The sequence below is a fragment of the Nocardioides caldifontis genome (assembly GCF_008087345.1).
Lineage (GTDB): Bacteria > Actinomycetota > Actinomycetes > Propionibacteriales > Nocardioidaceae > Marmoricola_A > Marmoricola_A caldifontis.
In genome coordinates this window covers 1-14,691 of record NZ_VHIB01000015.1, presented here as the reverse complement: position 1 = coordinate 14,691, position 14,691 = coordinate 1, and the positions used below count along the sequence as shown (strand labels likewise).

Genomic DNA, 14,691 nt, shown 5'->3' with positions numbered 1-14,691 from the left:
TCCTCCTCGAGGAGGAGGGGTTGGGACACTACGCCGGTGACGGACAGCGGTCGGGAGGTGCTCCGCTCCCTCGGCATCGAGGCGCTCCTCGACATCCTGGAGACCACGTCGTACGGCGTGGCGGTGACCGGGCCCAACCACAGCTGGGTCTACCTCAACCCCGCCGGGGAGCGGCTCTTCGGGCGGAGGTTCGACGAGCTCCGCGGCCGCGACTACCTCCAGCACTTCCCCGACCACGAACGCGAGGTGCTCCTCCGGCTCGAGGACGAGCAGCGCGAGGGCGACACGGAGTTCTACACCAACACGGTCCTCCGGCCCGACGGCACCGAGCGGCGGATGACCTGGTCGGGCACCGCGGTCGAGGTGGACGGCGTCGAGCTGGCGCCGGCGATTTTCCACGAGACGACGCCGCTCCCGCTGCCCCGACGCCCGGCCCCGTCGACCGGGGACCGCGCCGTCCCGCTCGCGTCGCTGCTCGGGGACGCCGTCGCGGGCACCCGCGCCACGGCGGCCGCGCTCCTGCTCGAGGGACCCACCGGCGAGCTGCAGGTCGCCGCGGCCGCGAGGTGCGAGGCGGGGTTGGCCGACGCGGTCGCCGCGAGCGGCGCCCTGCTGTCGGACCTCCCCGGGACCGGCGACCTGGCCCGCGGACGCAGCGTCTACCTCTCGGACGCCGCCGACCGCTTCGCCGCCGGTCCTCGCACCGCGGGGTGGGCGCCGCTCCTGGCGGACGCGTGGAGCGGTGCGGTGCTGTTCGGCGTGCGCTGCGACGACCGCACCGCCGGGTGCCTGGTCGTGGCCCTGCCACCGGCCCTCACCTCCCCGTCGGAGTCGGAGGTGGCGCACTGGTCGTCGGTGGCCGACCAGGTTGGGGTGGTGATCGGCGCGGAGCTGGTCCGCGAGCAGGTCTCCCAGCACTCGGCGCTGGTCGAGCGCAACCGCATCGCCCGGGACCTGCACGACTCGGTCAGCCAGGCGCTGTTCTCCGTGCACGCGCGGGCCCAGGTGATCCGCAGGGCGCTGGGCGCCGACGACCGCGACCTGGCCCTCGAGGCGGCCGAGGACCTCGAGCTGCTCTCCCGGCAGGCGACCTCCGAGCTGCGCGAGCTCGTGGGTGAGCTGCGCCGGTCGCAGGACGTCGGGAGCGACGTGGGCGAGTCGCTGCGCGCGCTGGCGGCCGAGATCACCCGCCTGGAGGGGCTGCCGGTCGAGGTGTCGTTCTCGCCGGCCAACCTCCCGCTCCTGCCGGCACCGCTCGGGGAGCACGTCCCCCGCATCGTCCGCGAGGCGCTGCACAACACGGTGAAGCACGCCCGGGCCTCGAACGCGTCGGTCCACGTGACCGCGGACCGCGACCGGGTGTCGGTGCGGATCCACGACGACGGCCTCGGGTTCGAGCCGGGGACGACCGACGGGTTCGGGCAGCACACCATGCGCGAGCGAGCCGAGCTGTGCGGCGGCACGCTGTCGGTCCGCAGCCGCCCGGGCGAGGGGACGACCGTGTCCCTCGACGTGCCGCTCGGCTGAGGGGACGCACCGACGGGCAGCTCCCCCGTCCGGGACCGTTTCGTGGTCCCGGTCCGGGAGAGCTGCCCGTCCGAGTGGCCCTGCTGCCGGCGTCAGTCCGTCGCGATCGCGTCCAGGACGTTGAGCCGCCCGGCCCGGCGCGCGGGGAAGGCGGCCGCGACCACCCCGATCACCGCACCGAGCACCAGGAAGAGCGCCAGCTGCCCGCCGGGCACCGCGGTGACGGTCAGCCCCTGGCTCCGGAGGAACCGGGTCAACGCCAGCCCGAGCACGCCGCCGAGCCCGAGCCCGAGGGCCGCGCCGTAGACCGAGATCACCACGGACTCCAGCCGGACCAGCCGGCGGACCTGCCGCCTGCTCATGCCGAGCGCCCGCAGCAGCCCGAGCTCCCGGGTGCGCTCGATGACCGACAGCACCAGGGTGTTGACCACGCCCAGCACCGCGATGAGCACCGAGAGCGCGAGCAACGCGTTGATCAGCATCAGCATCTGGTCGATGGAGCCGCGCTGCTCGTCCTTGAACCCCTCGATGTCCTTCAGCTCCACGACCGGGTAGGTCGCGACGACGTCCTCGATCCCGGCCTCGACGGCCGACGCGTCCACGCCGTCCTCCACGCCCACGTAGACGTACCGGTCGAGCGGGGCCCCGCCGGTCGCGGAGTAGGTGTCCATCGAGACGAGGTAGGGACCGAGCGCGCTGTTGTCCTCGAAGACCCCGCCGACCCGCAGCTCGCGCGACTCGCCGTTCTGCACCAGGAACTCCACCTGGTCGCCGACCGCGAGCCCCTGGGTCTCGGCGGTCTCGTCGGAGACGAGCAGACCCTCCCCGGCGAGCCCCTCGACCGCACCGTCGACGAAGGTCACCTCGAGCGCGTCGGCGAGTGCGTCCGGCTCGTAGGCGACGAAGAACGACTCCTCGCCGTCGAACCTGGCGGTGCCGTACCGCTCCTGGGTCACGGAGGCGACGCCGTCGACCTGCGCGAGCTCCTCGGCGACCGCCGCGGTGAACGGCTGCCCGACCGAGGTCGAGACCACGTAGTCCGCCTCCAGCACGTCGTCGACGAGCTCGTCGATCGACGCACGGGCCGACGCCCCGATGATGCTGAACCCGGTGACCAGCGCGAGCCCGACCATCAGGGCCGACGACGTCGCCGCGGTGCGACGCGGGTTCCGGAGCGCGTTCTCCCGGGCGAGGTGGCCGGTCCTCCCGGCCAGCCGCGGCAGGACGGCGCCGACGAGCCGGATGAACGGCACGGCGAGCACCGGGCTGAGGGTGATCACGCCCACGAGAAGGGCCAGGGCGCCGAGCCCCACCAGCCCACCGACGCCGTCACCGAGCGAACCAGCGGCGAGAGCTGCCAGGCCGGTGGCCGCGAGCACGGTGCCCACCACCGTCCGGACGAGGAGCGGCCGCGCGGTCCTGACGAGGTCGGCCCGCATCGCCGCGACCGGAGCGACCTTGGCCGCCCGACGCGCCGGGAGGTACGCCGCCAGCAGGGTGATCCCCACGCCGACGACGTAGGACCAGGTCACCGTGCCGGCGCTCAGCACGAGCCCGCCGTCCAGGGTCACCCCGAGCTGGCCGAACAGGGCCTTGAGCCCCTGCGCGAGGCCGAAACCGGTCACCAGCCCGGCGGTGGACCCGAGCAGCCCGAGCACCAGCGCCTCGACGAGCACCGACGCGGTGATCTGCCGGCGACCGGCGCCGAGGGCCCGGAGCAGCGCGAGCTCGCGGGTGCGCTGGGCGACCAGCATCGAGAAGGTGTTCAGGATGATGAAGCTGCCGACGAAGAGCGCGACACCGGCGAAGACCAGCAGGAAGGTGTCGATGAACGACAGCTGGTCCTCGAGGGCCGCGGCCTGGTCGGCCGCCTGCTCGGCCCTGGTGGCGACGTCGTAGTCGTCCCCGACCACTGCCTCGATGCGGTCGGCGAGCTCCGCGTGGGTCACGCCGTCCTCGGCGGCCACGCTGATGCCGGTGAACCGCCCGTCCTCGAGCAGCAGCGACTGCGCGGTGGCCGGGTCGAAGGCGGTCATCGAGGCACCGGCCAGGCCGCCGTCCTCACCGAAGCGGAAGGTGCCGACGAGCTCGGCCTCCACGCGAGGGCCGGTCGTGAGCACGGTGATCTTGTCACCGACGCGGTGACCCAGCTCCTCCGCGGTCGCGCTGTCCAGGGCGACCTCGCCCGCTGACGCCGGGGCGCGGCCGTCGGCCAGGGTCACGGCGCTGAGCGCGTCGTCGCCGGGCCAGCTGATGCCGATGCCGGGGGCGCCACCGGTGTCCGCCACGTCGCCGCCGGCGTCCAGGACGTAGACCCCCTCGGCCTCGACGTAGCCCTCCGCTGCCGCGACACCGTCCACCGCGCCGACCTCCTCGACGAGGTCGGCAGGGACGGAGGACAGCGCGGAGTCGATCCCGGTACCGGTCATCCCGGCCCCGAAGGCCGACGCCGGCTCGACGTTGACGTCCGCGGCGGCGTCCTCGAAGAGGCCGGTGAAGGTGCGGTGCAGCGTGTCGGTGAAGGTCATGGTGCCGGAGATGAACGCCACCCCTAGCACGACGGCCAGGCCGCTGAGGAGCAGCCGGAGCTTGTGGGACAGCAGGTTCCGGATCGCGGTGCGCAGCATCGTCAGCCCTCCTGCTTCCGGTCGAAGGCCACCATGCGGGCGAGGACGCGCTCGGCGGTGGGCTGCTCCATCTCGTCGACGATCCGGCCGTCGGCGAGGAACAGCACCCGGTCGGCGTACGACGCGGCGACGGGGTCGTGGGTGACCATCACGATGGTCTGCCCCATGGTCCGCACCGACATCTGCAGGAACGCGAGCACGTCGGTGCCGGTGCGCGAGTCGAGGTTCCCGGTCGGCTCGTCGGCGAAGATGATCTCCGGCCGGCTGGCGAGCGCCCGGGCGCACGCCACCCGCTGCTGCTGACCGCCGGAGAGCTCGGCGGGCCGGTGTCCGAGGCGCTCGCGCAGCCCGACGGTCTCGACGACCTTGTCCAGCCACTCCTGGTCGGGCTTGCGGCCGGCGATGTCCATCGGAAGCGTGATGTTCTCCGCGGCGGTCAGCGTCGGGACCAGGTTGAACGACTGGAAGACGAAGCCGACCTGGTCGCGTCGCATCCGGGTCAGCCGCTTGTCGTCCAGCGACGTGAGCTCGGTGTCGCCGATCCAGGTGCGCCCGGACGAGGCCGTGTCCAGCCCTGCCATGACGTGCATCAGCGTCGACTTGCCCGAGCCCGACGGGCCCATGATGGCGGTGAACCGCCCCTTCGGGAACGCCACCGAGATCCCGTCCAGCGCGACGACGCGGGTCTCTCCGTCGCCGTACACCTTCGTGAGCCCCTCGCATCGCGCGGCCACGGCCCCCGTGCTCGTCGCCTCCCGCGTCTCCTGCTCGACCGTGGTCACGGTCCCTCCTCAACGTCGTCTGCGCCGCTCCTTGCGGCACCGACGACGCTAGGGAGAGCGCGGCTCGCCCGCCTCGGCCGACGGAACGGTTCTCCCGCTGGCACCAGCCGCCGAGGAACGGCAGCGACCTCCCCCTGCGGACGACCGCCGTCTCCTCCTCGAGGAGGAGGACCTTCAGCCCCGCCCCGGCACGGGGCGGGCTTCGAACGTCAGGTCCGGTCCCGCCGCTCCTCCGGCGTCGGGGCGCCGAGCACCGGGTCGACCTCGACGACCCTGACCTCGACGTCGTCCTCGCCCTCGTCGGAGCCCGAGCCGCCCTTGCCGGCCGCGGCAGCGGCAGCCGCGACCCCCGCCACGGCGGCAGCGCCTGCGGCAGCGGCCTTCGGCGAGACACCGGCCTTGCCGCTGTCGCCCTGGGACTCCGCCATCTCGACGCCGGGAGTGCCGACGGCCGGCGAGCCGACCGCGCCGCGCCAACCTCCGCTCTCGGCGCCCCGGGCCTCGATGAACTCCTTGAACTTCTCCACGTCGGCCTGCGCCTGGCGCTCGATGACGCCGAGCGCGTCGCCGGCCTTCTCGACGAGCCCTTCCGGGTCGTACTCGAGCTCGAGCGTGACCTGCGTCCGGTCGGGTCCGGCGGCGATGAAGTACACGGCGCCGGCGTTGGTGGCCCCTTCGACGGCGGACCACGCGATCTTCTCGTCGGGCCGCTGCTCGAGGATCTCGGCGTACCACTCCCGCCGGACGCCGGCGATCTCGGCGACCCAGTGCAACCGCTGGTCGTCGAGCTGCTCGACCTTCTGCACCCCGCCCATGAACTGCGGGAACTCCTCGAACTGCGTCCACTGGTTGTACGCGGTGCTGATCGGCACGTCCACCGTCACCGTCTTCTCGACCTTCGTCGTCATCTGGGTCCCTCCCTCGCATCGAATCCGTGGTCTGCACCCCGGTGCCCGCCGGTGGGTCCGCGAAACGGGCTTGGCCGCGCGCGGTCGGGGTACGGCCGGCCCATGGGCGAGCCACATGTCGTGCACGAGGCGGACGTTCCCCCTGAGAGCTGGTCAGACCCGGTCCGGGGCGAGGTCGCGTTCCGCACCCTCGTCGGCGCGGCGGGGAAGAAGGGTGACTTCACCGCCGGGGTGGCGGAGCTCGAGCCCGGCGGTTGGCTCGGTCGCCACCGGCACGATCCGGCCGAGCTCTACTTCGTGCTGAGCGGCGAGGGGGTGCTCGTGGTCGACGGCGTGGAGCACCCGGTCAGCGGCGGTACGGCGGCCTCCATCCCCGGCGGCGCCGAGCACGGCATCCGCAACAGCGGAGCGGCCACCCTGCGCATCTTCTACGCGTTCGCGGTCGGGTCGTTCGACGAGGTGGAGTACGAGTTCAGTCGCGAGGACCGGGCGTGACCCAGATCGGCGAGGACCACGCCATCTCGCCGTCGACCAGGAAGACCCGGGCGTAGTAGAAGGCGGTGCGGTCCGAAGGCGGCTCGGAGTCGGTCCAGCTGACGTCGACGGTCGTGGCGCCCAAGCCGGTCAGCCCGCCGATGCCGGGCTGCAGCCGGAGGTGGCCGTGCGGCACCGGCAGCGATCGGGCCTGCCCGCCGGTGAGGTCGCCCAGCCGCACGTCGTACGACGCATCGGCGACCTGCACGGTGACGACGGCGTCCGGCGGCCCGACCACGGTGAGCTCGACGCCGTCGCGCTGCGATCCGTACGGCTCCCCGAAGCTGTACGTCGTGCTCGCCCACGTGACCCCGCCCGGCTCGGCGGAGGTGATCGCCGGGCTCCAGAACGGTGTCTGCACGACCTCTCCTCCGCTGACCGAGAGCCGCCCGTCCCACCGGGTCGCCTCGTCGGCCCCGCCCCACTCCACGCGCAGCGCCACCGAGACGTGGCCGTCGGGCACCGGGTGGGCGGGCTCGGTCGCGGCGAGGACGACACCGTCACGGAGCAGGTCGACGCGCGCCACCTCGGCGTACCCCTCGGCATGGACGTCGAAGGTGAGCGGTCCGCCGCGGGTGGCCTCCTCCCCCATCAGCACGTCACCGAGCCGCACGTCGAGGAGCACGTCACGGGTGGTGGCGGCGAAGGTACGGCGGCGGTGCAGGGCGTCGAAGACGGAGGCCCGGTCGAGCGACTCGGCGTACGCCCCGACGTAGCTCGCGCCGTGGCCGTGGTCGGAGGAGGCGATGAAGCCGAACCGGTGGCCGCGCAGCAGCCCGTCGAGGGCGAAGGTGCCCTCCTTGGTGGCGTCGGTGTACTGCCGGAACGCGCCGAGCGCCTCGTAGTTCCCCCGGCAGGCCTGGAAGATCTCGACGAGCCGGCTGTACTCCGGGTGGTGGTAGTCCCAGTCGTTGTAGACCATCGCCGAGCCGGGGTGGTGCGGGATCGTGACGGCCGGGTAGTCCGGGTGCTCGGCCAGGTGGTCCCACAACCCGGCGGGGTCGGTGGTCCCCTCGGCGAACGCGGAGAAGATCGGGGCCCCGCGCTCGACGTCGCCGTAGATGACGTTCTGGTGGCCGGTGTCCGCCGAGGTCCACTCGAAGCCGTAGAGCGGCACGAACCGCTCGTCGACGTGGAACAGGTCGGCGATTTTCTGGATCGACCACCACTGGTGCTCCGAGGAGTTCTCGGAGTGGTCGGTGACCGCCCAGAAGTCGTACTCGCACACGTCCCAGGCGTAGCGGTAGAAGTCCTCCAGCGACGGCTCGTCACCCGAGGTGCAGCGGCTCACCAGCGAGTGGCGGTGCAGGTCGCCCCAGTAGAGCGTGAGCTCCTGGTCGCCACGGCGGATCGTGTACCGCTCCTCGCGCCGCTGCTCGGTGTCCACCCAGCGACGGGCGCCCGGACGGTCGCCGGTGTGCACGCGGGGCGACCGGGTGCCGACGTACGCCGAGGCGACCACCGGCCCGGCACTCGCCGCCCGGGCGAGCACGACCGAGCCGACGCCGTGGACGCCGTGCCACACGACCGCCCCGTGGTGGTCGTGGAGGTAGGGACACTCGCGGCCGCCGAACCCCTCGGTCCAGTCGAGGGCCACCTGAAGCCGCGCGTCGGTCTGCGCCGCGACGACGACCTCGTTGCCGGAGGCGGCGACGCCGACCTCCTCGAGGGTGCCGTCGGTGCCGCTGTACGTCGTCGGCGGGAGCCAGCCGCCCTCGGCGAGCACCTGGGTGGCGACCTCCCAGTAGTAGGTCATCAGCGGCAGCCGCCGGTGGATCCGGTAGGCGACCACGAGCCCACCGTCCTCGGTCGCGACGAGCTTCGGCAACCCCGACGGCACCACGTCGAGCCGGTCGCCCAGCTCGCCCGGGGCCTCCAGGATCCCGGTCTCGGTGACCGCGACGACCCGGATCGACGCGGAGACGTCGGGGAGCAGCTCGGGCGGCACGCTGTCGCCGCCGGGGCGCACGCCCTCGACCACCGCCGGGTCCGCGCCCAGCTCGGCGGTGGGGCGGAGCTTCGTGGGGCCGCTGCCGGCGTGGCCGGTGACGGTGATCAGGTCGAAGGCGCACCAGAGCTGCTGGTCCTTGGTGACCGCGAGGTGCGGGTGGAGGGCGTAGTCGCTGCCCGAGGTGAGGTCCCGCGGCTCGCCGAGCGTGCCGTCAGCCGCGCGCTGCCGCACGACGACGCGGTAGGAGCCGTCGAGGTACTCCGACCAGCCGTACGCCGTGCCGCCGTCGGCGAACACCGCGATCGTCGGGTCCCACACGTTGGCCTCGACGCCGACGGTCACCGACGCGGTGGGACCCCAGGCGCCGTCGACGTGGCGACGGGAGAAGATCGCGAACCGGCCGCCCTGCCGGCCCTGCCAGCAGAGCTCGAGCCCGCCGTCGGGGCGTGCGACCGCCTCCTGGTTGAACGACGGGTGCTCGGTGTCCGAGACCTGCTCGGGCTCGCTCCAGCCCGTCGCGAGCTCCCACCGCGTCGCCCACACGGAGACGCCCGCCTCGGTACGCCGGCCGAAGAAGACCCACGGAACGCCCTCGGTGGTGATCAGCGCGGTGGGCCGGAAGACGTCGGTGGTGGCGCCGGAGACGTTCGCCGGCTCTGTTCCGGCGGTGTCGCCGGCGCTGCCTGTGTCGCCGGTCAGGACCGCGCGTACGACGTCGCCCTCGTCGGGGACCCACTCGACCCAGGTGACGAGCGTCGTACCGCCACGGCTCGCGACGCTCGGCCGCGCCGCGTTGACGGAGCCCACCACCGGCGTCACGCCGGCGCGGCTGTGACCGTCGTGCTCGGGCGACTGCTCCAGCACCACGTGGGCGGCGGCCATGATCTCGCCGAGCCTGCCCTGGCCCTCGTCGACCCACATGTACCGCAGGGGGTCGGGGTCGAGGAACGACTCCACCGCGCTGACGTCACGCCCCTCGTTGATCAGGTCCGACATCCGCCGGTTGAACGCCAGCACCGTGTCGAGGTCCGCCCGCTGCTGCGGGGTGTAGTCGCCGCGGTGGTGGTCGGGACCGCCGCAGACGTGGTGCCCGTGCCCGTGCCCGTGGCCGTGTCCGTGTCCGTGGCCGGTGGTGGGGACGGTCTGGGTCATGGGGCTCCTCCCGGTGCTGGCTCTCCCCCGCAGTGTGGCTGTGCCGGTGCGGTCCGTCCAACGCGCGCGCCGTCCGCACCGGGTCGCTCGACCCTGTCCGCACGGCGGCGCCGACGGTAGGGTCCGTTCGCCAGTGCTGCCGGCGAGAGGGTGGAGCGGATGGCAAAGCCGGTGATCCTCGCGGTAGACGACGACGCTGCGGTGGCGGCCGCTGTCGTGCGCGACCTGCGGACGCAGTACGGCGCCGACTACCGGGTGGTGCGGGCAACGTCGGGACCGGAGGCGCTCGAGCTGCTCGCCGACCTGGTGCTCAAGGACCGGCCGGTGGCCGCGGTTGTCACCGACCAGCGGATGCCGGGGATGACCGGCATCGACCTGCTGCAGGAGGTCCGCCGGCAATCGCCGGAGTCCAAGCTGCTGCTGCTCACGGCGTACGCCGACACCGACGTGGCCATCCAGGCGATCAACGACATCGCGCTCGACTACTACCTGATGAAGCCGTGGGACCCGCCGGAGGAGCGGCTCTACCCGGTGCTCGACGAGCTGCTCGAGGACTGGCTCCGCGCGCACCCCGACCGTGAGTCCGAGGTGCGCGTCGTCGGCCACCGGTGGTCGGAGCGGACCCACGACGTGAAGTCGTTCCTCGCCCACAATCACGTGCCGTACCGCTGGCTCGAGGTCGACCACGGCGACGAGGCCGACCGGCTGCTCGACCTCGCCGGGGCAGGCGTGGACGACCTCCCCGTGGTGGCGCTCCCCGACGGCACCCTGCTGCGGGCGCCGACGCCGCTCGCGCTCGCCGACGCGCTGGGGCTTCGTACGACGGCGCAGCGGCCGCTCTACGACCTGTGCATCGTCGGCGCCGGCCCGGCGGGGCTCGCCGCCGCGGTGTACGCCGCCTCCGAGGGGTTGCAGACGGTCGTCGTCGAGCGCGACGCCCCGGGCGGCCAGGCCGGGCAGAGCGCGTCGATCGAGAACTACCTGGGGTTTCCCAAGGGGCTCTCCGGCGCCGACCTCACCCACCGCGCCGTCGCGCAGGCGTCGCGGTTCGGCGCCGAGATGGTGCTCGCCCGCGACGTCATCGGGTTCGAGCCGCGCGGGCCGGTGCGCGCGGTCCTGCTGGACGGCTCGGCCGACATCGAGGCCCACGCTGTGCTGGTCGCGACGGGAGTGTCCTACCGGCGGCTCGAGGCCCCGGGGCTCGACGGTGTCGTCGGCCGCGGCGTCTACTACGGCGCCAGCGCCAGCGAGGCGAGCCAGACCCTGGACGAGGACGTCTACATCGTCGGGGCGGCGAACTCCGCCGGCCAGGCCGCGCTCAACTTCGCCCGGTACGCCAGGCGGGTGGTGCTCCTCGTCCGAGGCACGCGGCTCGAGGCGTCGATGTCGCAGTACCTCGTCACCCGGATCCGCGCCGCCGAGAACGTCGAGGTCCGGCTGTGCACGCGGGTCGTCGCGGCGAACGGTGGGGAGCACCTCGAGTCGATCACCCTGGCTGACGCGGCCACCGGCACCGAGGAGGAGGTCGCCACCAACTGGCTGTTCGTGTTCATCGGCGCTGCGCCGCGCACCGACTGGCTGGGCGACGAGGTCGCCCGGGACGCCCACGGGTTCGTGCTCACCGGGCCCGAGCTGCCGCCAGCCCCGGACATCGGGTGGCCGGTCGACCGGAGCCCCTACGCCCTCGAGACCAGCGTCCCCGGCGTCTTCGCCGCCGGCGACGTCCGGCTCGACAGCATGAAGCGGGTCGCCTCCGCCGTGGGCGAAGGCGCCATGGCCGTCTACCTCGTCCACCGCTACCTGGCCACGGTCTGATGCTGTACGACGAGCTGCGCGGCCTGGTCCTCCTCGACGGGTTCACCGACGAGCAGGTCGCCGAGCTCGTCGCCGTCGGGGAGGAGCTCCACCTCGAGGTGGGTGACCGGCTCTTCGACGAGGGGCGCCCTGCCGACCACTGGTGGCTGCTGCTCGAGGGGAGCATCGACCTCGTGCGGCGGATCGGCCACGAGGAGAGCGTGCAGGCCACCATGCAGGTGCCGGGCCAGTGGGCGGGCGGTTTCCGGGCCTGGGACGAGCACGGCGTCTACATGGGCAGCGGCCGGGTGGTGCAGCCGAGCCGGGTGTTCCGGGTCGCGGCCGAGGAGCTGCGCACCCTCACCCAGAGCTGGTTCCCGTTCGCCGTCCACCTCCTCACCGGGCTCGTCGGCACCGCCCGCCGGATCGAGTCGAACGCCCGCCAACGCGAGGCACTGGTCGCGCTCGGCACCCTCGCGGCCGGGCTCGCCCACGAGATCAACAACCCGGCCTCCGCAGCGGTCCGGGCCGTGGGTGCCCTGCAGGAGAGCTGCGACGACCTGCTCGACTCGCTGCACCGGCTCGCCGCCCGGTCGATCTCCGCGGAGCAGTTCGTCGCCCTCGACCGGCTGCGGCGCGAGCTCGGCCAGGCACCGGCGCCGGCCGGGGTCGCGCTGGCGTCCGCGGAGGACGAGCTGGCCACGTGGCTCTCGGACCACGACGTCGACCGCGACTGGGTGATCGCGCCGGTGCTCGCCGCGGCCGGCGCCGACGTGGCCTGGTGCGAGCGGGTCGCCTCCGTCGTCGAGGGGCCGGCGCTGCAGGCCGGGTTCGACTGGGTGTCCGCCGCCGCGACCACGACCACGCTGATCGGGGAGGCCCAGGACTCGACCCGCCGCATCTCCGACCTGGTCAGCGCGGTGAAGTCGTACTCCCAGCTCGACCGGGCCACGGTCCAGCGGGTGCAGGTCACCGAGGGGCTCGAGAGCACGGTGGTGATGCTTGGCCACCGGCTGGGCGGCATCACCGTCGAACGTTCCTACGCCGACGACCTCCCCGTCGTCGAGGGGTCACCCGGCGAGCTCAACCAGGTGTGGACGAACCTCATCGACAACGCCGTCGACGCGATGGGGGACGCCGGGACGCTCCGGGTACGCGCGTACGCCGACGAGCACGGGGTAGTCGTGGAGATCGGCGACACCGGCCACGGGCTGACCGAGGAGGTGGCCGCCCACGCGTTCGAGCCGTTCTTCACCACCAAGGAGGTGGGCAAGGGGACCGGGCTGGGGCTCGACATCTCGCGGCGGATCGTCGTCGAGCGGCACGGTGGGGAGATCGAGCTCGACTCACGGCCCGGCGACACCGTCGTACGCGTGCGGCTGCCGTTGCCCGGCGGCCGGTGATGCGGGCTGCCGCTACGTTGGCGGGATGACCACGGACCCGCACGCCGAGGCCACCTCCGGCGGGCTGCCGGACCTCCGCGCCGAGCTAGACCGGCGGCGGGAGAGCTGCCCCGTGGAGCACGACGGCGCGGGCACCTGGGCGCTGCTGCGCCACGCCGACGTGCTGGCCGCGGCGCTCGACCCGGGGACCTTCTCAAGCGCGGCCGGCTCGCATCGGGCCGTGCCCAACTCGCTGGACGGCGCGGGGCCACGGTCGACGCGATCGCCGACCTCGGCACGCCGTTCGCCGTGCGCACCCAGTGCACGTGGCTGGGATGGCCCTCGTCGCTGAAAGACGAGCTCGTCGCGTGGATGGCCGACAACTTCGAGGCCACCCGTTGTCCGACGAGGACGTCGTCTCGATCCTCCGCAACTGGACCGCCGGCGACCTCGGCTCGCTCGCCGCCTCGCTCGGCGTGCTGGTCCACCGGCTGGCAACCCACCCGGACCGCCAGGAGGTCACCCGTGCGCAGGTGGCGAGGGGCGAGCACGACGCGGTCGAGGCCGCGATCGAGGAGGTGCTCCGGATCGACGACCCGTTCGTCGCCAACCGCCGGCGCACCACGCGCGAGGTGGAGGTCGGCGGGCGGACCATCCCGGCCGGCGACCGGGTGCTGCTCAGCTGGACGTCAGCCAACCGCGACCCGCTCGTCTTCGGCGACCCGGACGAGTTCCGCCCCGAGGAGAACGCCGAGCAGAGCCTCGTCTTCGGTGCCGGCCCGCACGTCTGCCCGGGGCGGGCCCTGACGCTGATGGAGCTGCGGGTGGCCGTCAGCGCACTGCTGTCCCGTACCGACCAGCTTTTGCCCACTGACGAGCCCCCGGTGCGGGAGCGGCCGCCCGCCAGTGGGTGGGCCCGGGCGCCGGTCGTGCTGGTCTGAGCCTGGTTCCGTCGCTACGTCAGGGTCGAGGCGTGCCGGTAGCCCGCATCGCGGATCGCGGTGCGGGTCTCCGGGCTTGGTCCGGGACCGGCGGTCAGTCGGGCCGGTCGCTGGCTGGGCCTGGCAGGTCGGGGAGTCGTCGTGTGCCGGTGTGGTCGACGGTGTATCGCTTGCCCAGTGGTGAGGTCCAGGTGAGTGACCGGTCGGGTTCTCGTAGGTAGGCCCAGGCCGTATGGGTCTTCACTCGGTGGTGGTACCTGCAGAGCTTCCCGAGGTTCTGGCTGTTCGTCTGCCCGGGCGGCCCGCCGTCCGCGGGATCTGCGTATTCGGTGATGTGGTCGAGGTCGTACCTGCCCTGGCTGCCGCACCAGGGGAACACACAGACGGTGTCGAGGTGGTCGATCTGGGCCCGGAGGCGGGGTGGGGCTTCGTGAGCGTCGACGCTGATCCGTTCGGCGAGGTCGACCACCGGCGTCACGGTGACCTGCGCTCCGGGGGCGAGCTCGGCCAGCCACTGCTGCACCGCGGCGGTGGGCCGAGGGCCGAGGCCGTCGATCCGGGCGACCGGGCTCAGCGTTCCCACGCCGCCGGGGCTCTCGAGGTTGCCGATGGCCGCGGTGTGCAGGTGGATGTGGATGGTCGTGCCACCGAGCCGCTTGCGTTGCCGCATCTTGGGTCGCATGGACGTGCCCGAGCTGCCCGCCTCAGCGTTCTCCGCGGCAGCGGCGGTGATGTCGAGGGCGTGCTGCGGGTCGGCGAGCACCCCGACGGCCTTCGCGCGGCGGGCGTCGAGGGATCCTTGGTGGCCGAGGTCGCCCAGCGCGGCGGCGAGGGCGGTGATGGCGTCTTCGAACGCGAGTGCGTCGGGGGTGTCGACGGTGGCCTCGATCCGGCTGGTGCTGTCGGCGACCGGAAGGTCGGCGGGGCCGTGGGGGCCGTGGTCGACCCAGACACCCCGTTCTTCGGCGGCTTGGGCGGCGAGCAGTGCGGCGCGGTCGGGGTCGTGGTGGGTGATCGCGGTGTCGACGGCCTTGAGGATCCGCCAGATCGACAGCTGGTGCGCGAAGGGGGCGAGGTGGGCGTCGACGTAGGC

At 73.3% G+C, this 14,691-nt stretch carries 11 protein-coding genes; 6 read left to right on the top strand and 5 right to left on the bottom strand.

The window, feature by feature from the left end:
• Positions 1–36 precede the first annotated feature (36 nt).
• Positions 37–1,527, top strand: coding sequence for a PAS domain-containing sensor histidine kinase (locus tag FIP57_RS20440; RefSeq protein WP_148575414.1), 1,491 nt, complete (start codon positions 37–39; stop codon positions 1,525–1,527).
• Between the two features lie 92 nt (positions 1,528–1,619).
• Here FIP57_RS20440 and FIP57_RS20435 read toward each other — a convergent pair whose 3' ends face one another.
• The 3 genes from FIP57_RS20435 to FIP57_RS20425 form a co-directional block, all read right to left on the bottom strand.
• The gene (locus tag FIP57_RS20435) at positions 1,620–4,154 is read right to left on the bottom strand and encodes an ABC transporter permease (protein WP_148575413.1); all 2,535 of its coding nucleotides are present in this window, start codon (positions 4,152–4,154) and stop codon (positions 1,620–1,622) included.
• A 2-nt stretch (positions 4,155–4,156) separates the two neighbouring features.
• Complete coding sequence (locus FIP57_RS20430) at positions 4,157–4,936, bottom strand: ABC transporter ATP-binding protein (protein ID WP_148575412.1); 780 nt, start codon at positions 4,934–4,936, stop codon at positions 4,157–4,159.
• Positions 4,937–5,145: 209 nt separating this feature from the next.
• Entirely contained in the window at positions 5,146–5,844 is a 699-nt protein-coding gene (locus tag FIP57_RS20425; protein ID WP_148575411.1) for an SRPBCC family protein, read from the bottom strand.
• Positions 5,845–5,946: 102 nt separating this feature from the next.
• On the opposite strand from FIP57_RS20425, the gene FIP57_RS20420 reads away from it, so the two are divergent.
• Positions 5,947–6,339 (top strand): cupin domain-containing protein, encoded by a 393-nt coding sequence (locus tag FIP57_RS20420; protein WP_148575410.1) that lies wholly within the window; start codon positions 5,947–5,949, stop codon positions 6,337–6,339.
• Here the strand turns inward: FIP57_RS20420 and FIP57_RS20415 are convergent.
• Entirely contained in the window at positions 6,317–9,481 is a 3,165-nt protein-coding gene (locus tag FIP57_RS20415) for a DUF3604 domain-containing protein (RefSeq protein WP_148575409.1), read from the bottom strand. The genes FIP57_RS20420 and FIP57_RS20415 overlap by 23 nt on opposite strands.
• A 159-nt stretch (positions 9,482–9,640) precedes the next feature.
• Here FIP57_RS20415 and FIP57_RS20410 point away from each other — a divergent pair, with 159 nt between their 5' ends.
• Genes FIP57_RS20410 through FIP57_RS23785 form a run of 4 tightly spaced genes read left to right on the top strand, consistent with a single transcriptional unit; the run spans position 9,641 to position 13,598 of the window.
• Positions 9,641–11,296: an NAD(P)/FAD-dependent oxidoreductase gene (locus FIP57_RS20410; RefSeq protein ID WP_148575408.1), complete on the top strand. Its 1,656-nt coding sequence runs from the start codon at positions 9,641–9,643 to the stop codon at positions 11,294–11,296.
• Entirely contained in the window at positions 11,296–12,678 is a 1,383-nt protein-coding gene (locus tag FIP57_RS20405) for a sensor histidine kinase (RefSeq protein WP_148575407.1), read from the top strand. The genes FIP57_RS20410 and FIP57_RS20405 overlap by 1 nt, the downstream gene beginning before the upstream one ends.
• 25 nt (positions 12,679–12,703) lie before the next feature.
• The gene (locus tag FIP57_RS23790; RefSeq protein WP_203231376.1) at positions 12,704–13,009 is read left to right on the top strand and encodes a hypothetical protein; all 306 of its coding nucleotides are present in this window, start codon (positions 12,704–12,706) and stop codon (positions 13,007–13,009) included.
• 46 nt (positions 13,010–13,055) lie between these two features.
• Positions 13,056–13,598 (top strand): cytochrome P450, encoded by a 543-nt coding sequence (locus tag FIP57_RS23785; RefSeq protein WP_203231375.1) that lies wholly within the window; start codon positions 13,056–13,058, stop codon positions 13,596–13,598.
• A 94-nt stretch (positions 13,599–13,692) separates the two neighbouring features.
• On the opposite strand, the gene FIP57_RS23415 is transcribed toward FIP57_RS23785, so the two are convergent.
• The coding region (locus FIP57_RS23415) for a hypothetical protein (protein WP_162529899.1) at positions 13,693–14,691 on the bottom strand (999 nt) is incomplete at its 5' end.